We start from the raw sequence: 25,573 nt of genomic DNA, 5'->3' as shown, positions 1-25,573 counted from the left end.
TTTTTTTCCTTACGTTATCAAACTTAGTTTCTACAGCGACTAAGTGCTATAGATAGTTAATTGCCACAATAGTTAACACTATCAATAGCTAAAAGAATATATCACTTTAACTAGAGGAACGGTGACCATGCAGGCGCTCTTACACGTCCGTTGGTTGCCGGTAATCTAGCTTTGAAACGGCCATCGATAGAAACCATCGATAATACGTTTGTTTTGTTGTAAATAGAGCTATAGATAACCATACCTCCATTTGGCGCAATACTTGGAGATTCATCTAACAATGTCTTTGTTAGCACCTGAACCGCACCGGTTTCCAAATCTTGCTTAGCCAAGTTGAAGCCTGAATTACTGCGATTGACCATGATTAGGAATCGACCATCAGGGGTGATCTGGCCACCTAAGTTTTGGCTACCTTGCCAAGTAATACGAGAAGTCGAATTATTGGACAAATTTACATTATAAATCTGTGGTTTACCACCACGATCCGATGTGAAAATAAGAGACTTGCCATCTGGGTGCCAGAATGGTTCCGTGTTATTAGAGCGGCCACGAGTAATTTGAGTCAGCTTACGGCTAGCAAGGTCAAGTGTGTACACCTGAAGGCTGCCTGTTTTAGACAATACCAATGCCAATGTTTTACCATCTGGCGAGAATCTTGGCGCACCATTATGACGAGGGTATGAAGTTACTTTCTCACGCTCACCCGTGTAAATATTCATGATGAATATTTCAGCTTGGCCATTTTGGAAGCTCACATAAGCAAGCTTTTTGCCGTCTGGTGACCATGCCGGTGACATTAGAGGTTGCTTAGAACGAAGTACCAAGCGCTCGTTAAAACCATCGTAGTCAGCAACACGAAGTTGGTATGGGTATTTATCTTTGTCGTTCACTACCACATAAGAAATACGAGTTAAAAACGCGCCTTTCTCACCAGTCAGTTCTTCATACACTAAATCAGAAATACGGTGTGCGTACTCTCTCAAGCGTTTACCCGGAACCGTCGCTTTCTTATTGAACAACACGTGATCTTTAGAAAGTACTAATTGGCCTTCATCGCTGAGTGCACGGCTTTGTCCTTTGGTCAGTTGACCACGAACAATGTCAATCAACTGGTAGTTGACTACATATTGCCCTTCAGCATTTTTAGTGATGCTACCGGTTAGCAATGAATCAACGCCTAAGTTAGTCCAAGCATCAAAATCCACCTCACTTTCGCTGTAAGGCGTCTGTGGCATCTTGCTTGTTGCAACTGGGCTGAATTTACCACTGCGTTGTAAGTCAGAAGCAATAACCGCTGATACATCGTGTGGCAATGGCTCTGCACCTTCCCAACGGAAAGGGACAATAGCGATAGGTCTTGCGGAGTTAATACCGTCTGTAATAACCAGCTCCAGTGCCGCGTGTGCAAACTGGCTGCTTGTAGCTATTAAGAAAACAAAACTCAGTAATAGTTTCTTTAACACAAGTTCGTCCTTTTACTCTGGTGATACAGTTAAGTTAATGTCTTTCAGTGATTTCACAATGTCTGGGTCTTTCGGCAACGGGTAAGATTGCACTTGTGCCACTGCACGCTTGGTTGCTGCACATAAACGGCTATCGCCATCTAAGATACTTAAGCTACCCAATATCGCGTTAGAGCCAGTTGGAATCAGCTTAAGGTTCACTCGACATGAGCGTCCTCTATAGCTGTCTTCTAACAACAGGTTCTGCTGAATCAGTTGGGTATAAATAGCGCCGTAACGCTGTGCTTCATCACTAATAAACTGTTGTCTTGCTGAAGAGTTTTGAGTCGATTCAGTCTCCAGCCCAGCAAAGATGTCGTTCAATGCTGCTTCTTGCTGTTTACGCTCTTTTTCAGCTTTTGCTGCAGCTTCTTTTGCTTTGCGCGCTTTCTCCGCTGCGGCTGCCGCTTCTTTCTCTTTCGCTATACGTTGCTTTTCAGCACGTTCAGCGGCTTCTTTTTCTTTACGAGCTTTATCTGCAGCTTCTTTCGCGGCCTTTTCTTTTGCCACGCGTTCTTGTTCAGCTTTAGCTATCGCCACTTCTTTGGCTTTGCGCTCTTTTTCCGCTTTCACAACCGCTGCTTCTTTCAATTTACGATCAGCTTCTGCTTTAGCGGCTTTCTTTTGTTCTTGCTTTAAACGAGTCTCTTCAACTTTACGTTGTTTTTCATTCTCAACTCGACGCTTTTCCGCTTCGCGAGCGGCTTTCGCTTCTTTAGCCTGCTTTTCTTTCAGCTTTCGAATGTTCTCTTCTTCAGCTTTACGATTTTTTTCAAGTCGTTCGCTTTCACGTCTTAGTTTGTCTAGACGCTCTTGCTCTTTCTTACTCGCTGCTTCTCTTTGTTGACGAATCTGTTGAGCTTGTTGGCGAACCAACTGAGGATCAATCACCACGGCTTGAACCATCTGCCCAGTAGGCTTTGGTTCCGACATTGTGAAATCCGCCCCCCAAATAAGCGCAACGAATAAGATGACGTGCAGCCCAAGAGAGATAAGAAGCGGTGATCTAAAATTATTGGATTTCTTATTATTCGCTTTCATGAATGCTACGGAGCTATTCCCTTATATCCGTTAATAGGCCAACCTTTGGCACACCTGCACGGCTTAATTCATCAAGTAATAAAACCACTTCAGCGTAAGGCGTTGCGGCATCACCACCAACCGCCACTGGAGAGTTTGGCTTAAGAGACAGCTCGGCTTTCACTCGGACGATAATGTCTTCCATTGATAAACCACGCTGTACTTCTTCGTTGTTCACACTCAAGCCAAGCTCACCGTCTTTGTTCACTTCAACGATAATAAAGCTCGCATTGTCGTCACCCAATAGATCTTGTGCAGACTGAGCCGTTGAAGCCTTAGGCAATTCAACGTCTACGCCTTGAGTAACGAATGGCGAAGTCACCATAAAAATAATCAGCAAAACAAGCATAACGTCGATGTAAGGTACAACGTTAATCTCTGCTGTCATTTTGCGTTTTTTAGGTTGGTATCCGGCCATCTATTATTCCCTGCCAGCCATCGCTTGACGGTGAAGAATACTGTGGAACTCTTCAGAGAAAGTCGCATAGTTGTGCTCTAGCTTACCGACTCGACTGCTAAAGCGGTTGTAAGCCATTACAGCTGGAATCGCCGCGAATAGGCCCATTGCTGTCGCGATCAGCGCCTCTGCAATACCAGGAGCAACCATTGCTAATGTCGCTTGCTTCACTTCACCTAATGCGATGAATGAGTGCATGATGCCCCAAACCGTACCAAATAGGCCGATGTATGGACTGATAGAACCAACGGTTGCTAAGAAAGGTAAGTTGGTTTCTAGCTCGTCTACTTCACGGGCAACCGCTACGCGCATTGCACGGCCAGTGCCTTCCATAATGAAGTCAGGAGATGTTGCATTCGATTTACGAAGGCGAGCAAACTCAGTAAAGCCTGCGTAGAAAATTTCTTCAGTACCAGAAAGCTCGTCTTTGCGCTTATTGCTCTCTTGGTACAGTTTTGCGAGATCAACGCCTGACCAGAACTTATCTTCAAATACGTCAGTTTGTTTAGAAGCTTGAGATAATACTTTACTTCTTTTTATGATCATTGCCCAAGAAACAACAGACATGCCCATAAGAATCAGCATGACCATCTTAACTAGTAAGCTAGCTTCTAAAATTAGGCCTAAGATTGAGATTTCAGCAGTCACTATTCGTTAGCTCCGTGAGAATAAATGTTGGCATTGCTTTGGGTTTCATTTTTTGATTATCGATACATGCTACCTTAACCATTGCTTTACACAATGCCTTGCCATCAGGATTTACGATCTCTTGACAGAAGACCAAGGTAGCTCGCTTCAACTCGTAAATATTTGTAATGACTTGTAAAGAATCATCAAGTCGCGCACCTTGAATAAAATCAATGTCCATATGTCGGACTACAAAACCGATATTTTGTTCTAACAAGACTTGCTGAGAGACGCCAATTGAGCGCAACATCTCAGTTCGAGCGCGTTCGAAAAACTTAAGATAGTTTGAATGGTATACAACACCACCTGCATCGGTGTCTTCGTAATACACTGTCACTGGCCACGTAAATGGCTTAGATATTCCCTGCAATTTGATACCACAGTCCAAAACGATAAAGATCTCACTATAACCTAACTCCTTATCATTAATAGTATATCGCTGTGAATTTTTTGATTTAATAGACGAAAAAAAAGGCCATCTGTATAAGATGACCTCTTTTTGGCTAAAAACCCAACAAGTATAAAGGTTCACGTCGTTATGAACCTAAATCTTCTGCCTTTTATAAAAGGCGCAACACAGTTAGGTAGAGCAAAATTGTGAGTGAAACGTATGGGCTAAACAGTAGCTGCCACATCCAAGCTCTAGGCTTAAACCCGATACCGTAAACCATGCTTGAGCACACTGCCCAAATAAACATTGGCCCGATGATCGCGTTAAAGCCACCGATGCTTGTCGCATACGCTTCAGGATCCCACATCACTAAACCAACATGCATGAAACCCAATACGAGGGATAAAGCTCTTAACAGAGTCTTATCCATTGGTTGATGCAGTTTAGCGATTTGCTCCGCGAGATTACTCACTGTCTTTATCCATCATTTCTGAATGCTCTAACCATAGAGCATTGATGATGCCGAATGCACATGCTAGAAGTACACCCAAAATCCATGCGAAATACCACATAAAATTTCTCCTAAGTTATTTAACTTCTAGCTTAGTAAGCTGAAACGTCGTTATCTTCGATATGTTTCTTATCTAGACGACCGAACATTTTGTAGTATGTCCAAGTTGTGTAGCCAAGAATCACAGGAACCATTACCGCCGCAACTCCGGTCATAAGACCAAGCGTTAACTCACTCGCTGTTGAATCCCACATAGTCAAACTATGGCTAGGGTTCAGGCTTGATGGCATTACGAATGGGAACATTGCAAAACCAGCCGTTAAAATAACACCAGCGTTAGATAGGCTTGAGAACAAGAATGCGAAACCACCACGCTCAAAGCGAGATGCAATCACAGCAAGCAGTGGCATTACTACACCAAGGATCGGCGCAGCCCACATTGCAGGATACGTTTCGAAGTTTGTCATCCAAGCACCAACTTGAAGTGATACTTCTTTGTTTAGTGGGTTTGAATCAGCAAACGTGTCCATCGTGCTTGTGATTACATAGCCTTCAATAGACTGAACCCAGAAGCCACCGATAACGAACAGAGCAATAGCAATTAGGCCAGTGATCTGAGCAACGTTACGAGCGCGGCTGTGCAGTTCTTCTGTTGTCTTCATTTGAAGCCATGTTGCACCTTGCATCACGAACAACATCAGAGCCAACACACCACAAAGCAATGCAAATGGGTTAAGCAGAGCAAAGAACGTACCATGGTACTTAGACATCATAAATTCGTTCAGATCAAATGGTACACCTTGTAGTAGGTTACCAAATGCCACACCGAAAATGATTGGTGGTACTGTGCCACTAAAGCAAAGTGCGTAGTCCCAAGTTTTACGCCATTTAGGATCTTCAATCTTAGAGCGGTAATCAAGAGCAAGTGGACGTAGCCAAAGCGCTGCTAACGTCGCGTACATTGCGAAGTAGAAACCAGAGAAAGACGTCGCGTAAACCAGTGGCCATGCAGCAAACAATGCACCACCAGCAGTGATAAGCCAAACTTGGTTGCCATCCCAGTGAGGGGCAATCGTGTTTAGCATAATACGACGTTCAGTGTCGCTCTTACCGATAACAGGAGAAAGGGCTGCAACACCCATATCGAAGCCATCAGTTACGGCGAAACCAACCAGTAGAACACCGATCAATACCCACCAAATAAGTCGTAAGCTTTCGTAATCAAACATAATATTCCCTCACTTATACTTCAACTGAACGGCTAACTTTGTCTTCAACAGAGTTATCGTTTTGTTCGAAGTGGTAACGGCCTGTCTTCAAGCTACTTGGACCTTTACGTGCGAATTTCAGCATTAGATAAACTTCAGCAATCAAGAACACTGTGTACAGTGCCAGAATCGCGAATAGAGAAGTCCAAAGCTGTTCAATAGTCAGTGCTGATGCAGCCACATTAACCGGTAGGATTTCACCAACCGCCCATGGCTGACGACCAAACTCAGCAACGAACCAACCTGCTTCAATCGCAATCCAAGGTAGTGGGATTGAGAATAGCGCCGCTTTAAGTACCCATGGTTTCTGTTCGATCTTCTGACGACACGTTTGAACAAACGCCGCACCGAATACAAACAGCATGATGAAGCCACAAGCAACCATCAGACGGAATGACCAGAATAGAGGCCAAACAGTTGGGATAGAATCATCCGCAGCCATTTGGATTTGGTCTTCTGTTGCATCAACAACGTCGTCTGTGTAGCGCTTAAGAAGCAGACCGTAACCTAGGTCACCTTTCACTTCGTCGAACGCTGCGATGTTTTCTTCAGACTTATCGCCTGAACGTAGCTTTTCAAGCAGCTCGTATGCGTACATACCAGTGCGGATACGATCAACGTGATCATCACGTAAGTCACGTAGGCCCGTTACTTCAGTATCAAGCGAACGCGTTGCGATGATGCCCATTACGTATGGGATTTTAATTGCGTAGTCAGTATTCATTGTTTCTTGGTTTGGAATACCAAAAACAGTAAATGCTGCTGGTGCTTCTTCAGTGTGCCACTCGGCTTCTACCGCAGCGAGCTTCACTTTTTGAACTTCACCAAGCTCGTAGCCAGATTCATCACCTAGTACGATTACTGACAGGATCGCCGCCATACCGAAAGATGCTGCAATCGCAAAAGAGCGACGAGCAAAGGCAAGGTCACGACCTTTAAGAATGTAGTATGAGCTGATACCAAGGATGAACATTGCACCCGTTGTGTAACCAGACGCCACTGTGTGTACAAATTTAACTTGTGCTACTGGGTTTAGTACAACTTCAGCGAAGCTCACCATTTCCATACGCATGGTTTCAAAGTTAAATTCTGCACCCACTGGGTTCTGCATCCAGCCGTTTGCTACCAAGATCCATAGCGCTGAGAAGTTAGAGCCAAGTGCTACTAACCACGTTACCGCTAAGTGCTGACGCTTTGACAATCTGTCCCAACCGAAGAAGAAAAGACCAACAAAAGTAGACTCTAGGAAGAATGCAACAAGCGCTTCAATAGCTAGCGGAGCACCGAAGATGTCTCCAACGTAGTGAGAATAGTAAGACCAGTTTGTACCAAACTGAAACTCCATAGTTAAGCCTGTCGCTACACCAAGAGCAAAGTTAATACCAAACAATTTACCCCAGAACTTGGTCATGTCCTTGTAAATTTGTTTGCCCGTCATTACATATACTGACTCCATAATGGCAAGAAGAAATGCCATACCTAAGGTCAGTGGAACAAATAGGAAGTGATACATCGCTGTAAATGCAAACTGCAATCGCGACAGATCAACAACATCAATCATGGTAACTCCTTTGTGTCGGCTGAATGACACTTGTGTGATTATTCACCGCAAAAATCCATGTTAAAACAATTTATGTGATTGTTATTACAAATTGAAATTTGTAGCAAAAACGTACCGTTATAGTTGGATTATTGTTAAGCATGAGCTAATATAGCTGGCGCTAATATTACTGGTAAAATCAGTATGTTTCAAAAGGTTTATAGGAGAAGTCTGCGTTGATTTGTATCAATTTTATTCAAGCAAATTAGAGTTATTTTTAAACAATCATGATTAAAATCACACCAATTTTAGCCTTGTTAATAACCGCGCATGATATCTGTGACAAAAGCCCAGCACCACCTCAACATACCAATTACAACTACCTATAAAGTATTAACAAAAGATATGACAGTTTATTTCATTTTTTGTTAGCCAAATCAAACTTGGAATCAAAGTTTCCATTTTTGAATTTCGATAATTCGCCTTTTTATCGATTTGCTCAAAGAGTTGTTATTCAATAAAAAGCAAAAAATCCCAGCGCTTATGCAACTGGGATCTTTGAAAATGAATAATTTAACGATTAGACGGTTTATCTATTCCAAAGTGTAAATACGCTCTGTCGGTCGCGATTCGACCTCTTGGCGTTCTTTGTAAGTAACCTTGTTGTATCAAGTAAGGCTCTAACACATCTTCAATGGTGTCTCTCTCTTCACCAATCGCGGCAGCCATGTTGTCGATACCAACCGGACCGCCACCAAACTTCTCCATAATTGCGAGCAGAAGCTTTCTATCCATGTAGTCGAAACCTTTAGTATCGACATCCAACATGTTAAGCGCTTTATCTGCAACGTCTGGGCAAATATGTCCATCGCCTTTCACTTCCGCATAGTCACGAACACGACGTAGTAAACGGTTAGCAATACGTGGTGTACCACGCGCACGGCGAGCAATTTCTAATGCACCTTCAGACTCCAGAGATAGGCCAAGGCAATCCGCGCTGCGTTGAACGATATTTTGAAGATCTTCTACTTTGTAATACTCAAGACGCTGGGTAATGCCGAAACGGTCACGTAACGGAGACGTCAGTGAGCCAGCGCGAGTGGTTGCGCCAATCAAAGTGAACGGAGGAAGATCAATCTTGATAGAACGTGCCGCAGGGCCTTCACCAATCATGATATCCAATTGGTAGTCTTCCATCGCAGGATAAAGCACCTCTTCAACCACAGGGCTCAAACGGTGGATTTCATCAATGAACAGAACGTCATTTTCTTCAAGGTTAGTCAGTAGCGCCGCAAGGTCACCGGCTTTCTCAAGAACAGGGCCTGAAGTGGTACGGATGCTCACATCCATTTCATTGGCAACAATGTTTGCCAACGTGGTTTTACCTAAACCGGGAGGGCCAAAAATCAACAGATGATCCAGAGCTTCATTTCGCATTTGAGCGGCTTGAATGAAAATCTCCATCTGGTTACGAACGTGGTCCTGACCTTGATAGTCGGCAAGTGCTTTAGGGCGTATTGCGCGATCAATGACATCTTCATCTTTAAAGACCGGATTATCCGGTGCAATCAGGCGATCGGCTTCAATCATAAATTCTGTTATTCCTAACTCTGCGCACAGGCAAAGTGAATGAGTCTATTTTGTAGAACAAGTATATGAGGTATTAAACCATCGACTTCAGTGCTTCGCGAATCAATTGTTCGCTGGTCATGCCATCTTTAGCCACTTGAGCAACAACTTTAGAGGCTTGAGTCGGTTTATAACCCAACGCAAGTAGTGCGCTTACCGCTTCTTCTTCAGCATCGTGAACCGCTGGCATCGAGTCCATTGGCGCAGCATCCGTTGCAGGCGTAAACAGATCACCTGCGCCCCACCCTTTCAGGCGGTCTTTCATTTCAACGACAAGACGCTCTGCGGTTTTCTTACCCACACCCGGAAGTTTAACTAGCGTAGAGATGTCTTCACGTTCAACACTCTGAACAAACTGACTTGCCGTCATGCCTGAAAGGATACCAAGGCCTAGCTTAGGACCTACACCATTTGCTTTGATGACTTCACGGAACAGAGCACGCTCTTTTACCGTATTGAAACCATAAAGTAGTTGCGCATCTTCACGTACGACAAAGTGAGTGTAGATAATTGCCTCTTCGCCAACGTTTGGTAATTCATAAAAACAGCTCATTGGCATTTGTACTTCATAACCAACACCACTGACTTCGATTAGCAACTCTGGTGGCTGTTTTTCTATTAATGTACCGCGTAGGCGTCCGATCACAATTCACTCTCTTGATGGAATATTATTTGACGGACAGAATATAAAAGAACTGGATGCTTATCCAGTTCTTTGTGTTTATTAAGGTGATTTATTTAAGCTTGCTTAGCTTGAGAAACCACACTATTCAGGCTTTCAACCAGTTCTTTTACCGAAGTAACATGGCCTGTTAATTCAGAACCATAATTGGCCACTAAACCCGATACAGATTTAGTTTCTGCCACACTCTGCGCCACCTCTGAACTCGCGAGATCGAGTTCTTTCAGAGAGCTCATCTGCATAGCCATGATATTGGTGAGCTGATTAACATCAGTAGAAATGGTTTGAACCTCAGATATGATACCGTTCATTTCATTCGCCGTAGTTTCAATAATGGCTCGACCGTTTTCCACTTCTTCTTTACTGCGGTCTAACAAAGTTCGAATCTCTATCGCCGAATGACTGCTTTTGGCGGACAGCTCTCTCACTTGATCGGCCACCACAGCAAAGCCTCGTCCTTGTTCACCTGCGCGCGCAGCTTCGATTGCAGCATTGAGAGCCAATAAGTTGGTTTGCTCAGCAACCGAGGTAATCAAATCAGCGACTTTCATAATTTCTTGATTACTTTGAATGATCTGGCTGATCGCATCGGTTGAGGCTTCTAATGACTCTGAGCTCTTTTGCGCTTTGGTGCCAACCGCTTCGCTACGCTCTTTCAGTTCACCTACAAATGAATTGGATTCTTCGATGCCTTGAGTCATTTGATGGAGTTGTTGGCTCATCTGTTCTGCTGCACTCGCTTGAGATTCACAATTGACATTCAACACTTCGACTTGAGCATGCAGGTCTTGCGATTGCTGGTCTAAATGAACCGAAACACCTTGTAGACTCTCTGAATTCGAATTGGCTTGGTCGAGCACGATAGAGAGCCGACCTTCACTTTGCGTCGCTTGGTTGGCAACGTGTTGGCTTTCTGAAATCGCATCCTCTGCCATTTCGATCGCCACCTCTTTCTGTTTCGCAGTAAATGCTTGGGCAATGCAGATCACCACCAGCGGCATAATCACACCGGACCAAGTTTCTACCACTACCGCATCAGGGGTTAGCTCAAGCTGGGGAAATGTAAATCCATTGAGATGTGCTGAAGTCATCACTAATGAAACACCGATAACCAGCCCACTCCACACCAAAGCCACAATTCGTGTTCCTGATAAGAAAAAAGCGACCACTAACAAAGGCACCCAATAAGCTTGGGTGGAAGCCACAACCCCACCGCTTTGGTAAATAATGTTCAACGCGTGTACGGCCATGCCGACAAAACCAAAGTTAAGTGCAAGGCTCGGCTTACTCGTCATACGGAGTAGAAGTGCTGAGATCAGTTCGAATACGATAAGAAATACAGATGTGGCGACCAAGAGTTGCTCTTCATGCTTAGTCCACTTGATTAAGCTATAGACGCCCACGAAGAATGCGATAAAAGTGAAGAGTAATAAGATATCGGCTTGTCTGACTTCGTTGTTACTCCACCCATTGCTTTTGGGTAGAAACAGCGCGCGCCACAGCTTGATTGGGTTCATCAGTGATCATCCTTGATTAACTTGTAAGACCTCCGACCAATGTTAATAACATGTTAAATGATACGCAATGTTATTATCTGGGTTCTGTTCGAAAGATCTCATTTCCTCAAGGATTTAGCGGCGTATTGTTTTGATATGAGCCAAACAGGGCGTGAGGCTCACGTAACGCAAGTTTTTAGAAAGCGGAGGGATGGGACTTAACGATAACGCCCTTTTCTCGCACCTGTCGCTTTACCTGCGAGTGCGACCAAGGTTTTATTGGTGTTAGCGTGAGTGATCGCTACGCCTAGAGCATCGGCTGCATCGGCTTGTGGCTTAGCGGGTAGTTTGAGCATACTCATCACCATATTCTGAACCATCGACTTATCAGCGCCACCGTTACCTGTCACCGCTTGTTTGATCAAACGAGCCGCATACTCATGTACAGGCAAATCAGCATTCACTGCTGCTACAATCGCACTGCCACGAGCTTGGCCAAGTTTAAGTGCTGAATCGGCATTCTTCGCCATGAACACTTGTTCGATCGCGAATACGTCAGGCTGAAACTGAGTAATGATCTCACTCACGCCCGCATAGATTTGCTTTAAGCGACCTGGCAGTTCTTTTTCGGAAGTACGAATACAACCACTACCTAAGTAATATAGATGACGACCATTTTGACGAATCACGCCATAGCCGGTAATACGAGAACCAGGGTCAATCCCTAAGATAATAGACATAACTTCAATACTGATTATTTATACATGCTTTATGAGCTTAGTATATCGAACGCAAAAAAAAATGCCCGTCAAATTAACGGGCATTTCGTTGTTCTGCGAAAGAAAAAGTTCTATCAAAAACTAAGTTTTGTTGAAAGCTTAAGTGCTATCTAAGACTTAAGCTCTATCGAAAACTCACTGCTTGATTAGAAAGTTGAGCTTATTCGTTTGATTAGTCTTCTTTCTTCGCTAAGTTAACAGCGATTGCTAGCTCTTCCAATGATGCTGGGTTTGCTAGGCTTGGCGCGTCTGTTAATAGACATGCTGCAGCTGTTGTTTTCGGGAATGCGATAACGTCACGGATGTTCTCTGTACCACAAAGAAGCATTGCTAAACGGTCAAGACCGAATGCTAGACCTGCGTGTGGTGGCGTACCGTACTTAAGTGCTTCAAGTAGGAAACCGAACTTCTCTTGTTGTTCTTTAGCTTCGATACCTAGGATACCGAATACAGCCGTTTGCATTTCTGCGCTGTGAATACGTACAGAACCGCCGCCTACTTCGTAGCCGTTGATTACCATATCGTAGGCATCAGAGTTAGCTGCTGCTGGGTTCGATTTTAGCTCTTCCGCGTTCACACCAAGTGGTGATGTGAATGGGTGGTGCATAGCGTGAAGATTGCCTTCGCCATCTTCTTCGAACATTGGGAAATCAATAACCCAAAGAGGAGCCCACGCTTTCTTATCTGTTAGCTCTAGGTCATCACCTAGTTTGATACGAAGTGCGCCCATTGCTTCAGCAACGATGTTCGCTTTATCTGCACCAAATAGGATGATATCGCCAGATTCAGCTTGAGTGCGCTCAAGAAGACTGTTGATTACGTCTTCGTTTAGGAACTTAGCAACTGGAGATTGGATACCTTCCATGCCAGCAGCACGGTCGTTAACCTTCATCCAAGCTAGACCTTTCGCACCGTAGATACCTACGTGCTCTGCGTAACCGTCGATTTGCTTACGAGTCAGCTTAGCGCCACCCGGTACACGGATTACTGCTACGCGACCTTTTTCGTCGTTCGCAGGGCCAGAGAATACTTTAAACTCTACACCTTTCAGTAAGTCAGCAACGTCTACTAGTTCTAGTGGGTTACGTAGATCTGGCTTATCAGAACCGAAACGACGAATCGCTTCAGAGAAAGGCATTACTGGGAATTGACCCAGTTCAACATCTAGAAGTTCTTTCCACATATCGTGAACAAGCTTCTCAGTCACGTTACGCACTTCTTGAGAAGTCATGAAAGATGTTTCGATATCGATTTGAGTAAATTCAGGCTGACGGTCAGCACGTAAATCTTCATCACGGAAACATTTAACGATTTGGTAGTAACGGTCAAAACCAGACATCATCAGCAGTTGCTTGAACAGCTGAGGAGATTGAGGAAGTGCGTAGAAGCTACCTTTATGAACACGGCTTGGCACTAGGTAGTCACGAGCGCCTTCAGGTGTCGCTTTCGTTAGTACTGGCGTTTCGATGTCTAGGAACAGGTTCTCGTCTAGGAAACGACGAACGAAACTAGAAGCACGTGCACGAAGCTTAATACGATCGCTCATTTCTGGACGACGAAGATCGATGTAACGGTACTTAAGACGCTGTTCTTCAGAGTTCGTTTGGTTGAAATCTAGTGGAAGCGCTTCTGAACGGTTGATGATCTCAAGGCCAGTTGCGTAAAGCTCAACTTCACCCGTCGCCATATCTTTATTTACTTGGCTGTCAGGACGAACACGTACCTCACCAGTAAACTTGATACAGAATTCATTACGCAGTTGGTTAGCGATCGGGAAGATATCTTTCATATCTGGATCGACAACAACCTGAACGACGCCTTCACGATCTCGCATATCGATAAAGATAAGACCGCCTAAATCACGGCGACGGTTTACCCAGCCGCACAATTCTACAGTTTGTCCCGCCAGGGACTTGTTCAGGTTACCACAGTAATGGGTACGCATAATGAATTTCCCAATCTCTTAATTATTTACTAGTTTCCAAGCTGTCAGTGGTCATTCCACACAACAGAGCAAAGGAACATTTATACGCGGAAACTCGTTTAAAATCGACCTTCCACATTCGAATTTATTATGTTTTATCTGGCTTTGCTGCTTTTTAGCCCATCAAGTGCGCAAAGATTCATCAAAACCGAAAAAATTGCGCTAATTATATCTCGAAAGTACCTTAATCAGCAAAACTCTCGTAAAGTAGATTTTAGGGCGCGTTGACCTTTCGTGGTTAAATTTTGTTCGAGATAAAAGCGTTTTAATCGCGGCGAGGGAAAAGTAGCCTAGTCATTCTAAGCAAATCTCCCTCAACAAAGAGTAAAACGCTTTTAGCCGAACCCTTCGGGCAGCGTTTGCTGGGTATTTCTACTACGTTATCGGCTTCTCATGTAGGCTAGCTACACATCAAAGCCTCTGCCTTGTATAAATACCCAGCAACTCGCTGCAAAAACCAGCTCGAAAGATCAACACGCCCTAATTTCAAACCAAAAACTTTTTGTAATGACTGATAGCGTGATGAATAACGGTGTAATAGATGGATGATCGTGTAATAACAACAGAAACTTTACCTCTAAGACTTGGATTAACCATGTGGTCTCATTCCGAGTGGCAAAGTCAGTTCTATGGTAAGGGAACAAAACCCGCTGAACGCTTAGAGAAGTACACACAAGTTTTTCATACGGTTGAAGGCAACACGACCTTCTACGCCACACCGAGTATGTCGACCGTTAACAACTGGAAAGCCGCCAGTCACGATGATTTTAGGTTCACCTTCAAGCTGCCAAAGTTCATCACCCACCAGCAACAACTTAGGCACTGCCAAGCCGAGCTCAAAGAGTTTTTAATGACCATGTCGCCACTGCACGACCGTATTGGCCAATGGACGATTCAGCTACCACACAGTTTTGAACCTAGTATGCTCCCTGCCCTGCAAAAGTTTTGTACCTTGTTCCCCAAAAATATGCAGCTCGGCGTAGAGGTTCGTCACCTTGGTTTTTTTGATAAGGGCGATGCGGAAAAGCGCTTCAATCATTGGTTAATAGAAGAAGGGATCAATCGCATTATTATAGATAGCCGTCCCGTTTTCTCCGCACCACCAACCACAGAAGCGGTGATCGATGCTCATCAGAAAAAACCACGCGTTCCCGTGCATGCGATTGCGACCGCCAATAATCCTATGATTCGATTTATTGGCCACCCAGATCAAGAACCTAATATTGAATTTTTTAAGCCTTGGTTTGCCAAAATTCCAAACTGGCTTAATGAAGGCAAACAACCCTATTTAATGATCCACACCCCAGACAATAATCACGCACCTGAACTCGCTATTGCTATTTATAAGCAGCTACAAAAACAAGTGTCTGAAAATACATCACTTATATTGCCTGATCTCGCTCAATTTCCAGCACAGAAAGGCAATCATCAAATCTCGATGTTCTAGCCCATCACCTATCAGTAACTTCGAACCTTGAGCTAAATCTCAGTTTTCGTGACAGCCGCGCTTTTTTTACGTAAAATACGTCCCCTTTTATTTGGTATGAATTTTGTGCCAATTACGCTGACTGTCGAGAGAAAATGCCATGAGCAACACAGACAATATCTTTTCCGCTCCTATTGATAAAATTGGAGACTTCACCTTTGATGCAAGGGTTGCTGAAGTATTTCCGGATATGATTCAACGCTCGGTGCCTGGCTATAGCAATATCATCTCTGCAATCGGCATGTTGGCTGAGCGCTTTGTAAAGCCACATTCAAATATTTATGACCTAGGCTGCTCTCTTGGCGCGGCGACACTTTCTATGCGTCGCCATATTCAGCAAGAAGGCTGCACCATTTTCGCTGTTGATAATTCACAAGCGATGGTTGAACGCTGTAAGTTGCACGTTAATGCTTACCGCAGTGACACGCCAGTAGAAGTCATTGAAGCCGACATCCGTGAAGTAGAAATTAAAGACGCCTCTGTTGTTGTTCTTAACTTTACGCTGCAATTTCTGTCTCCCGACGACCGATACGCTCTGCTTGAGAGAATTTATGCAGGCTTGCGCCCGGGCGGGATCTTAATTCTGTCAGAAAAATACGTATTCGAAGATGAAAGTTCAAATGAACTGCTTATCGATCTGCACCATGATTTCAAACGTGCCAATGGATACAGCGAGCTTGAAGTAAGCCAAAAACGTAGTGCAATCGAAAACGTGATGCGTCCAGACTCGATCCCTGTCCACAAGGAACGCTTTGATAAGATTGGCTTCTCAAGCAGCGAAGTGTGGTTCCAATGCTTCAACTTTGGTTCAATGTTCGCGATTAAATAGCGCACATACCCAGTCAGCTCGTACTAAAACGTCATCCTCAAGAGCGAGGAACGAGCGAGTTGGGGAGCGCTATCAAGTACGATAAACCGAGATTCCCTATCATGTTCGTCCCTCACTGTAGGGAATGACAAATTTAATTTTTATTTTAGGGTTTATTGACCCTATTAACTCAGTGAAAAACTATGTTTAATTTTGCCAATTTTTATCAACTCATTGCCCAAGACACTCGCCTACAGCCGTGGCTCAATGTTCTTCCTCAACAGCTGACGGATTGGCAAAATGCAGAGCACGGTGACTTCGACCGTTGGTTACGTGCACTGAATAAAATCCCTCAAGGCGTGCCTGACCAAGTTGATCTGAAAAACTCAGTAACCATTGGTAGCTCGACACCATTTCACACAGGTGAACTTAAGAAGTTAGAAAGCTTACTAAAGACCTTCCACCCGTGGAGGAAGGGTCCTTACACCGTTCACGATATCCATATCGATACGGAGTGGCGCAGTGACTGGAAATGGGACCGTGTCCTTCCTCATATTTCTCCATTGAAAAACCGCTCTGTGCTTGATGTAGGTTGTGGCAATGGTTACCACATGTGGCGCATGCTAGGTGAAGGCGCACGCCTAACAGTGGGTATCGACCCTTCTCACCTATTCTTGGTTCAGTTTGAAGCGATTCGTAAGTTAATGGGCGATGACCAACGTGCTCACCTATTACCTTTAGGTATTGAGCAACTGCCAAAACTAGAAGCATACGACACTGTATTTAGCATGGGTGTGTTGTATCACCGTCGTTCACCACTGGATCACTTAATTCAGCTGAAAGACCAATTGGCATCTGGCGGTGAGCTGGTTCTTGAAACCTTGGTGATTGAAGGTGACGAGAATGCGGTATTGGTCCCTGTTGACCGTTACGCGCAAATGAGAAATGTGTACTTCTTCCCTTCTGCTCGCGCGCTGAAACGCTGGCTTGAACAGGTTGGCTTTGAAGACGTACGTATCGTTGACGAAAATATCACGACGATTGGCGAACAACGCACAACAGAATGGATGACACACAACTCTCTTCCAGATTACCTCGATCCGAACGATCCAACTAAAACGGTTGAAGGTCACCCGGCACCGAGACGTGCTGTTCTTGTCGCGACGAAACCGTAATTTCTATAGGACCAAGCCATTAACTCTGTGGTCACTAAGTCTTAGTTATTTATATGTGTAAGTTTTGATTAGCAAGAGCATGAATTGTATAAAACTTACGCTCATGCTTAACAAATGAACGAACTAAGATCACAATAATTTTCGTAGCGCTCACATAGCGATTCAATATGACCAGACTCTTACAATAGGATGCTTCACGCGTCCTTTTTTGTGGGATAAACTACTAAATAGTCTGAACTATTCTCTAATTCTCAAAGGTTTTTTATATGTTTAAGCGATTATCGCCTATCGTGGCGGTTGGTTTGCTCTCTGGTTGTACCCTCACGAACGGTGCTACCTACCACCAAGAAACTCTCGACGCTATTGCCCGCTCAGAGACAAACATCGCAAATAAGGTTCAAAATCTTGAACTACAACTAAGTAATCAAAGTGATTATATTGAAAGCTTAGAAGACGAAATCACCACTCTTTCTAGTCAATTAGATGTTCATCTGACCAGCATGGAACATAAGGTTATTGAAGAGCTAGAGGAAGAAGAACCCGTCGTAGCAGCTACTCCTATCACTACTACGTTACAACCGACCATCCTTGGCGGAATCGAGAAAGTGTCTATCGATTCGATCAAACAAAGCTTTGATGCGCGCGTTGATACTGGCGCAACCACTTCTTCTTTAAATGCTGTCGATATCAAAGAATTCGAACGTAACGGTAAAGACTGGGTGAGATTCCATTTGGCTGATAAAGCACAAGCTGTAGAAGACCAAAAATGGATTGAAGCGCCCGTTGTGCGGTATGTAAAAATCCGTCAGTCAACCAATGACCAGACAGAACGTCGAGCTGTGATCGAATTATGGGTAAAAGTTGGAAAAATCCATGAAAAAGCGCAATTTACATTGGCGGATCGCTCTCAAATGAGTCACCCTGTATTACTAGGGCGCGAATTTATCAAAGACATAGCGCTAGTAGATGTAAGTAAAAAGTACGTACAAACGGAAGTTAAATAACAATAGTAGGGTAAGCTATGACGTCAAGAATTCCATTTTATATCTCTATATTCCTGCTTATCGTGGCAGGTATAACACTGAGTATGTTCAGACATACCACCTACGGTGTACCTTGGACTCCAGGGGAAACCAGACAGGTTTGGGACGTTGAAGCTCGTATTGAGTTCAACGCAGTAGGCAAAGAAGCAAAAGTTTCATTAGCAGCTCCTCACACTCAGTCTAATTACACACTTATTGGTGAGTCAGCTTCGTCACCAGGTTACGGCATCTCTTACTTGAACACCGAGTCAGGTCGTCGTGCTGAATGGTCTATTCGCCACGCTGATGGCCCGCAAACTATCTACTACAAAACTCAATTCCTTGTCGATAACCAAGCGAAAGTTGATGCTATCCCACCAGAAGGTGAAATCACGCAACCAAGCTTTGATGGCCCAGAAGAAGCGGCAGCGTTGGCACTGATTGACCGAGCAACTAAGCGCTCAGCAGACAACATCACCTTCACTCGTGAACTTATCAAAACACTTAATGATCCAGACAGCCAAAACTCTGCGCTGATTCTGAATAACATGAGCAAAGTTGAAGCAACACACAAGCTACTTTCAGCAGCAAATATCCACAATAAAGTGGTTGGCGTTATCGAGCTAGAAGATGGCCGTCGTCGTCAATCTATCCAGCAAATGAACCAGATCTGGGATAACGACCAATGGGTTTTATTCTCTCCTGAATCAAGCGAACAGCAAGTTCAGCCAAACCTGCTAATTTGGGATGAATCAAATGTATCTCTATTAGACGTGGTTGGCGGTCAGAACAGTAAAGTACACTTCTCTATGATTGCTCAGGAGGTGACTCCCACTGAAGCAACCAACAGTAAAGTCTCTGCGGATCAACTGTTAAACCTCTCCATTCACAGTCTACCGTTAGAAGAGCAAGCGATGTTTAAAACCATCATGCTGATTCCTATCGGTGCTCTGATTGTTGTGTTCCTACGAGTCATCATCGGTCTGAAGACGTCTGGTACGTTCATGCCTGTACTGATTGCGGTAGCCTTTGTACAAACACAATTGGTAACGGGTATTGTCGGCTTCCTACTGATTGTAGGTACAGGTCTTATTATTCGAAGTTACTTATCCAAGCTCAACTTGCTACTGGTCGCCAGGATATCCGCCGTAATCATTACGGTAATCATGATTATCTCTGTGTTTACTGTAGTGGCGTTTAAAGTCGGTCTGACTGAAGGTCTATCGATTACGTTCTTCCCAATGATTATCCTATCTTGGACTATCGAACGTATGTCTATCCTATGGGAAGAAGAAGGGGCGAAAGAGGTAGTGCTACAAGGTGGTGGCTCTCTATTTACCGCTGTTCTTGTTTACTTAGGCATGACTAACCCGTTCATCCAGCATTTAACGTTTAACTTTATTGGTTTACAGCTTGTTATTCTAGCGACCATCTTGCTACTAGGTAACTACACAGGCTACCGTCTAACCGAGCTTCGTCGCTTTAAACCGCTAGCGGAGGACTAAGTTATGTTTGATCAATTTACTTCACCGTTTAAGTTGAAAGACAAAGGCATAATGGGAATGAACAAGCGTAACCATAGCTATATTGGTCGCTACAATGATCGTTCCAAGTATCCACTCGTTGATGACAAGCTTAAGACTAAGATTATTGCTGAACAAGCTGGTGCAACCGTACCAACACTGATTGGCGTTATTGGTCACCAAGCTGAAGTAAAAACAATCCACAAGATGGTTAAAGAGTGGCCGGGGTTTGTAATCAAGCCCGCTCAAGGTAGTGGTGGTAAAGGTATCCTTGTTGTTATTTCTCACAAGGATGGTGTTTATACCAAGCCATCGGGTTCGACTATCAATGAAGAAGACGTAGAGCGTCACATCAGTAACGCTCTCGCGGGTCTTTTCTCACTGGGTGGTAAGAACGACGTAGCCGTGGTTGAAAACCTCATCAAGTTTGACGAGTGTTTTGATGGCTTCAGTTATGAAGGTGTGCCCGATGTACGAATTATCGTATTCAAAGGCTACCCTGTGATGGCGATGATGCGTCTTTCTACTTCAGCTTCTGACGGCAAGGCAAACTTGCACCAAGGCGCTGTGGGTGTGGGCATCTGTATCGCGACGGGTAAAGCCGTTCGTGCGGTTCAATTTGACCACCCTGTGACTCACCACCCGGACACGGACAAAGAGTTGGCACAACTTCAAGTACCGCATTGGGAAAAACTGCTTACGCTAGCATCAAGCGCGTGGGAAATGACAGGCCTTGGTTACATGGGCACTGACATGGTTTTAGACCAAGAAGAAGGTCCAATGGTACTAGAGCTAAACGCTCGTCCAGGATTAGCAATACAGATTGCAAACGGCGCGGGTTTATTGCCTCGCTTGCATCATATTGAAAACCTAGGCACGCCAGCTGAATATCCAAAACCTGCAGAGCGCGTGGCATACGCCGCAAAGCAATTTGGTGTTCACGGTAACGAACTCGCTTCAAACTAAGCGACTAACTCGGTCATTTGACACCGAATCTAGCTCAATAAATAAAGCCGCATAACTCTGAGAGTTACGCGGCTTTTTAATGCCTATCGTTAATTAGCTTAACGCTCGGAACTAAACTTCTGTTGTTTCTGCTTCAGACTCACGAATGGGGTCAATGCGGACTGCCGCCACCTTAAACTCTGGGATCTTAGCGTGCGGATCGGTTGCAGTCGTAGTTAAGCGGTTAACTGGAGATTCGACAAAATGGAATGGAATAAATACCACCCCCTTTTGCATTCGCTTAGTGACAAATGCCGCGATTTCAATTTCTCCACGACGGGTTGATACTTTGAGCATCTGGCCATTCGAGATCCCTAACGCTTCGGCATCATGAACACTCACCATCGCACGTGGTCCTGCCAAGTTATCAAGCCCTTTGGTTTTACGTGTCATGGTCCCGGTGTGGAACTGTTCTAGGATGCGACCTGTCGTTAATACTAGCGGGTATTCCGCATCAGGAAGTTCTGCTGCGTATCTAAACGGAATCGCTTCCATTTGACCACGCCCGCGAGTGAATTGAGTCTGGTGCATGATCCGTGTACCGTCAGGGTTATTCTTATTACTTGGCCATTGGACGCCGTTCACCGTAATATTCTCCCAACGTAAACCACCATACTGCGGCGTTACACGTGCTATCTCATTGGTGATATCAGCAACGGTTTTATAGTCCCAACCGCCGTCCATTGCATTGGCTAGCATTTGAATAATCACCCAATCTTCTTTCGCGTCACCGGGCGGATTAACAGCAGGATTAATACGTTGGACTCGGCGCTCTGTATTAGTGAAGTGGCCAGACTTTTCAGCAAACGAACAAGACGGCAGAACCACATCGGCATACTGAGCGGTTTCGGTTAAGAAAATATCTTGAACCACTAGGAAATCTAACGCTTCAAGGCCTTCAATCACATGCGCTTGATTTGGGTCACTCAACACTGGGTTCTCACCCATGACATACAGACCGCGAACATCTCGATGGCACGCTCCATCAATAATTTCGGTGAGCGTTAACCCCGCTTCCGCTGGTAAGTCAGAAACACCCCACTCCATCGCGAATTTTTGACGAACTATCGGGTTATACACTTTCTGATAACCAGGAAGGTTGTTCGGCAATGCCCCCATATCACACGCACCCTGAACATTAGATTGACCACGTAATGGGTTTATACCACCGCCTTCAATACCAATGTTGCCACACAAGAGTTGTAGATTAGCGATTGAACGTACGTTGTCGTGACCAGTAGTGTGTTGCGTAATACCCATCGAATAATACACTGCGGTGCGTTCTGCAGTACCAATCAAGCGAGCCATCGCGAAGATATCTTCCGCTTTCACGCCAGTCACTAATTCAACTTTATCAAGTGAGTAGCTTGGTGACATGACTTCCTGCAATAAGGTATCAAAGCCGTCAACACGATCATCAATATAATCTTGATCGTACCAACCGTGTTTGATGATCTGCTGCATCACACCATTAATCAGCATCACATCAGTGCCCGGGCGGTGCGCTAAGTAAAGCTCAGCATGGTCAGCTATATCGATTCGTTTTGGATCTGCAACGATCAATCGTGCTCCACCGTGCCTCACCGCTTGCTTGATGTGCGAGCCAATAATTGGGTGTGCTGAAGTAGTGTCTGAACCAATAATAAAAATCACATCTGAGTGCTTGATACTTGGAATATCATTGGTCATTGCACCGCTACCCAGCGAAGCCTCTAAACCGGTAACAGTAGAAGCATGACAAAGACGTGCACAGTGATCGACGTTATTAGTGCCTAATTCACGGCGTATGAATTTTTGGAAAGCATAGTTGTCTTCATTGGTGGTTTTCGCCGATGAGAAGCCCGCCAAAGCATTGCTACCAAAGCCCTGTTTAATCGCGGTAAATTTATCAGCAATGAGCTTAATCGCTTCTTCCCAACTTGCAGGTTGCAACCAGCCATCTTTACGAATTAATGGTGTGGTTAAACGCGCATCACTGCCCACAAAATCGAAGCCGAATCGCCCCTTAACACACAACATGCCTTCATTAACCGGAGAGTCACCGCCTTCGATATAACGGATTTTGTTTTTCTGTTCATCGATATGCATGGTTAGCTTACAGCCCACACCACAATAGGTGCAGATGGTATCGACTTTCTTGAGCAGGTCTGTGTCTCCCTGCTTTCTATCACGAGCATCCACCATTGCACCGGTTGGACATACCTGAATACACGACCCACATTGAACGCAGTTTGAGTCGCCCATTAAGGTCTTGTCTGCCCCAAAGTTAGGACGATATTCAGGTCTTGATGCAGGTTTGCCATCAGATTGATTCATGAAGCTTAAAACACCATGAACATTCTGTTCACGACACGCTTGGATACACTGGCCGCAACTGATGCAGCGGTTGGCATCAAAGATAATAAATTCTGAACTGTCATCAACTGCAAATTTTTGTCTTGTTAAACCGACCTTCGCTTCTTCTGCACGAATCGCCTGCCAACTCTCATTCGAAGCCATATCGATTTTGTACTCTGGATGTGTTTGCGTTACCTTGTATTCGGTCGAGTAGTCTCGTAGGTCGCAATCGGTATTGGCTTGGCAACCACATTCTAGACATCTTGCTGCTTCCGCAATTGCATCGGCATTATCAAACCCTGTTTCTACTTCGTCGAAACTTTGTTCACGCTGCTCGGGTGTTAGCTCTGGCATGATCTTACGCGCCATACGCTGTATGGATTTGTATTGCTCAGGATCCACCGCTTTGAGCTGCTTGTGCTTTCTTGAATTAAACGGTTTAGCCGGAATGTTATCCATGTCACCATGAAAGAACCGATCAATCGCCTGTGCAGCAATGCGCCCATCCCCCACCGCTTCCACTGCGGTTGCAGGGCCGCGTCGGAAATCACCGATACTAAAGATATTGCCGGTACCTGTATGCATGGTTTGCGGATCGGCATCAGCGGTATTCCAACGAGTAAGAGGAATATCAATCGCTTCATTGTCCATAAAGCTCAGATCCGGCTTTTGCGACACGGCAGCAATAACCGTATCAAACGCTTCAACAAAGAATTCGCCTGTTGGTTTAGGGCTACGACGACCAGAGGCATCTGCTGGTCCCAAAGCCATACGCTCTAATCGTATTTCTGATACATGACCATTTTCATCGGCTATGTTTTCTGCCGGGTTGGTTAAGAAGTGGAATTTCACGCCTTCATGCTCAGCTTCTTCGATTTCGTAATCTTCTGCAGGCATCTCATCTCGAGTCCGACGGTAGATCAGCGTGGTATCAGCGCCATCTCGCACTGCCGTTCTCGCACAGTCAATCGCAGTGTTACCGCCACCGATCACCGCTACTTTTTTACCGGTAATGAACTGCTGATCGGTCACGTAATCTTTCAGGTAATCGACGCCTAGATAACAACCGCCAAGCTCGCTGCCCGGATAATTCATTTCAACTGCTTGCGATGCACCAACCGCTAAACAAACCGCATCAAAATCGTTACTCAAATCAGACAATGTAAAATCAACACCGAGCTTTTTATCACACTCTACCGACATCCCGTTACGACACATCAGTTCGATTTCTTTGTCTAGAATCGACTTAGGTAAACGATATTCAGGGATACCATAACGTAGCCAGCCACCAGCTTTGGGCATCGACTCATAAACACTGACATCATAGCCTTCGTTAGATAGATAATAACCCGCCGTAAGCCCACCGGGGCCACTACCAACAATCGCAACACTCTTGCCTTTAATTGGTTTCTTAGTTGGCATGTAGCTCTCTTGAGCGGCTAAATCTGCGTCGGCAGCGTGTCGTTTGAGTTGGCGAATCGCGATGGATTCATCGACCAAGTTGCGACGACATTCCGTTTCACAGAAAGCAGGACATACTCGACCAATTGAAAGTGGCATTGGTAGTGTCTTTTTGATCACCTCAATCGCTTTAATGTGATCATTTTGAGCAATATGATGGAGGTAAGACTGGATATCAACGCCAGCAGGACAAGCCGTTTGGCATGGCGCCTCACAGTCAGCGTAGTGATCTGTCATGATACGATTTAGTGCTTCTTGTCGATGATCGGTCAGTTGTTTTGACTGAGTCGTAATCTCCAATCCATTAGACACTTCAAGCTCACAAGAACGAGTGACACCAACGCCATCAACTTCAACAACACACAAGTCACACGGTACTTTATCCGCTGTTTTGTTCAAACCACATAAAGATGGGATCTCTAAACCACATGTTTTTGCCGCTTCAAGAACGGTTTGCCCTTGATCGACGATTCGATATTTCCCATCAATAACGATTTGAATCATACCTAAGTCCTACCTTTACCTTTCGCACACGCGAGTTATCAACAATCAAAATTCAAGTAATACAATATTATTAATATTATTAAACCTATGTCATTACCATACATTATTTGTGGTTTTGTGCGTGTGACCTCAAACAAGTTCCATTGATAATAACCATAAGGTATGAGAGGTCTTATCAGTATCGACGAGAGGATTAGGCGGGAGGGGTTCTGCTGTAGAAGTAAGAAGTAAGGAATTAGATTCTAG

Annotated in this window: 21 protein-coding genes; 6 read left to right on the top strand and 15 right to left on the bottom strand. The window is 44.6% G+C overall.

The window, feature by feature from the left end:
- Positions 1–110: 110 nt before the first annotated feature.
- From tolB to aspS, 14 genes are all read right to left on the bottom strand, one after another.
- Positions 111–1,463, bottom strand: coding sequence for a Tol-Pal system beta propeller repeat protein TolB (gene tolB / locus AC3CHU_RS05640; RefSeq protein WP_017083928.1), 1,353 nt, complete (start codon positions 1,461–1,463; stop codon positions 111–113).
- Between the two features lie 12 nt (positions 1,464–1,475).
- Entirely contained in the window at positions 1,476–2,543 is a 1,068-nt protein-coding gene (gene tolA / locus AC3CHU_RS05635; protein WP_004736482.1) for a cell envelope integrity protein TolA, read from the bottom strand.
- Positions 2,544–2,556: 13 nt separating this feature from the next.
- Positions 2,557–3,000 carry a protein TolR gene (gene tolR, locus AC3CHU_RS05630; protein WP_004736481.1) on the bottom strand — a complete coding sequence of 148 codons (444 nt, stop codon included), beginning with the start codon at positions 2,998–3,000 and terminating at the stop codon, positions 2,557–2,559.
- 3 nt (positions 3,001–3,003) lie between these two features.
- Positions 3,004–3,687, bottom strand: coding sequence for a protein TolQ (gene tolQ, locus AC3CHU_RS05625; protein WP_004736480.1), 684 nt, complete (start codon positions 3,685–3,687; stop codon positions 3,004–3,006).
- On the bottom strand, positions 3,677–4,114 hold the full coding sequence (ybgC, locus tag AC3CHU_RS05620) for a tol-pal system-associated acyl-CoA thioesterase (protein ID WP_017078182.1): 438 nt from the start codon (positions 4,112–4,114) through the stop codon (positions 3,677–3,679). The genes tolQ and ybgC overlap by 11 nt, the downstream gene beginning before the upstream one ends.
- Before the next feature lie 172 nt (positions 4,115–4,286).
- Positions 4,287–4,589 (bottom strand): cyd operon protein YbgE, encoded by a 303-nt coding sequence (gene ybgE, locus AC3CHU_RS05615; RefSeq protein ID WP_017055065.1) that lies wholly within the window; start codon positions 4,587–4,589, stop codon positions 4,287–4,289.
- Positions 4,582–4,689, bottom strand: coding sequence for a cytochrome bd-I oxidase subunit CydX (gene cydX, locus AC3CHU_RS05610; protein WP_000270284.1), 108 nt, complete (start codon positions 4,687–4,689; stop codon positions 4,582–4,584). The genes ybgE and cydX overlap by 8 nt, the downstream gene beginning before the upstream one ends.
- 31 nt (positions 4,690–4,720) lie before the next feature.
- Positions 4,721–5,857, bottom strand: a complete 1,137-nt coding sequence (gene cydB / locus AC3CHU_RS05605; RefSeq protein WP_488525214.1) for a cytochrome d ubiquinol oxidase subunit II — start codon at positions 5,855–5,857, stop codon at positions 4,721–4,723.
- A 13-nt stretch (positions 5,858–5,870) separates the two neighbouring features.
- Positions 5,871–7,457: a cytochrome ubiquinol oxidase subunit I gene (gene cydA / locus AC3CHU_RS05600; protein WP_004736475.1), complete on the bottom strand. Its 1,587-nt coding sequence runs from the start codon at positions 7,455–7,457 to the stop codon at positions 5,871–5,873.
- A gap of 552 nt (positions 7,458–8,009) precedes the next feature.
- Complete coding sequence (ruvB, locus tag AC3CHU_RS05595; protein WP_488525213.1) at positions 8,010–9,026, bottom strand: Holliday junction branch migration DNA helicase RuvB; 1,017 nt, start codon at positions 9,024–9,026, stop codon at positions 8,010–8,012.
- A gap of 73 nt (positions 9,027–9,099) precedes the next feature.
- Positions 9,100–9,711, bottom strand: a complete 612-nt coding sequence (gene ruvA / locus AC3CHU_RS05590; protein WP_017111036.1) for a Holliday junction branch migration protein RuvA — start codon at positions 9,709–9,711, stop codon at positions 9,100–9,102.
- Between the two features lie 92 nt (positions 9,712–9,803).
- Positions 9,804–11,264, bottom strand: a complete 1,461-nt coding sequence (locus AC3CHU_RS05585; RefSeq protein ID WP_488525212.1) for a methyl-accepting chemotaxis protein — start codon at positions 11,262–11,264, stop codon at positions 9,804–9,806.
- A 197-nt stretch (positions 11,265–11,461) separates the two neighbouring features.
- A complete protein-coding gene (gene ruvC, locus AC3CHU_RS05580) occupies positions 11,462–11,983 on the bottom strand; it encodes a crossover junction endodeoxyribonuclease RuvC (protein ID WP_004736470.1) in 522 nt (173 codons plus the stop codon).
- A 211-nt stretch (positions 11,984–12,194) separates the two neighbouring features.
- A complete protein-coding gene (gene aspS / locus AC3CHU_RS05575; protein WP_488525211.1) occupies positions 12,195–13,967 on the bottom strand; it encodes an aspartate--tRNA ligase in 1,773 nt (590 codons plus the stop codon).
- Between the two features lie 580 nt (positions 13,968–14,547).
- Between aspS and AC3CHU_RS05570 the strand changes: the two genes are divergently transcribed.
- The 6 genes from AC3CHU_RS05570 to AC3CHU_RS05545 all read left to right on the top strand — a co-directional run bounded on the left by AC3CHU_RS05570 (position 14,548) and on the right by AC3CHU_RS05545 (position 20,986).
- Positions 14,548–15,453, top strand: a complete 906-nt coding sequence (locus tag AC3CHU_RS05570; RefSeq protein WP_488525210.1) for a DUF72 domain-containing protein — start codon at positions 14,548–14,550, stop codon at positions 15,451–15,453.
- 139 nt (positions 15,454–15,592) lie between these two features.
- On the top strand, positions 15,593–16,321 hold the full coding sequence (gene cmoA / locus AC3CHU_RS05565) for a carboxy-S-adenosyl-L-methionine synthase CmoA (RefSeq protein WP_017078176.1): 729 nt from the start codon (positions 15,593–15,595) through the stop codon (positions 16,319–16,321).
- A 182-nt stretch (positions 16,322–16,503) separates the two neighbouring features.
- Positions 16,504–17,475: a tRNA 5-methoxyuridine(34)/uridine 5-oxyacetic acid(34) synthase CmoB gene (gene cmoB / locus AC3CHU_RS05560; RefSeq protein ID WP_054547297.1), complete on the top strand. Its 972-nt coding sequence runs from the start codon at positions 16,504–16,506 to the stop codon at positions 17,473–17,475.
- Between the two features lie 266 nt (positions 17,476–17,741).
- Positions 17,742–18,479, top strand: a complete 738-nt coding sequence (locus tag AC3CHU_RS05555; RefSeq protein ID WP_488525209.1) for an ATP-dependent zinc protease family protein — start codon at positions 17,742–17,744, stop codon at positions 18,477–18,479.
- A 17-nt stretch (positions 18,480–18,496) separates the two neighbouring features.
- Positions 18,497–20,002, top strand: coding sequence for an inactive transglutaminase family protein (locus tag AC3CHU_RS05550; RefSeq protein WP_054547295.1), 1,506 nt, complete (start codon positions 18,497–18,499; stop codon positions 20,000–20,002).
- Positions 20,003–20,005: 3 nt separating this feature from the next.
- Positions 20,006–20,986 carry an alpha-L-glutamate ligase-like protein gene (locus tag AC3CHU_RS05545; RefSeq protein ID WP_004736463.1) on the top strand — a complete coding sequence of 327 codons (981 nt, stop codon included), beginning with the start codon at positions 20,006–20,008 and terminating at the stop codon, positions 20,984–20,986.
- 111 nt (positions 20,987–21,097) lie between these two features.
- Here the strand turns inward: AC3CHU_RS05545 and fdhF are convergent, their stop codons facing one another.
- The gene (fdhF, locus tag AC3CHU_RS05540; RefSeq protein WP_488525208.1) at positions 21,098–25,327 is read right to left on the bottom strand and encodes a formate dehydrogenase subunit alpha; all 4,230 of its coding nucleotides are present in this window, start codon (positions 25,325–25,327) and stop codon (positions 21,098–21,100) included.
- Positions 25,328–25,573 lie beyond the last annotated feature (246 nt).

This window comes from Vibrio sp. QJM3NY_39 (assembly GCF_057785895.1).
This window is presented reverse-complemented; position numbering and strand designations above follow the sequence as displayed.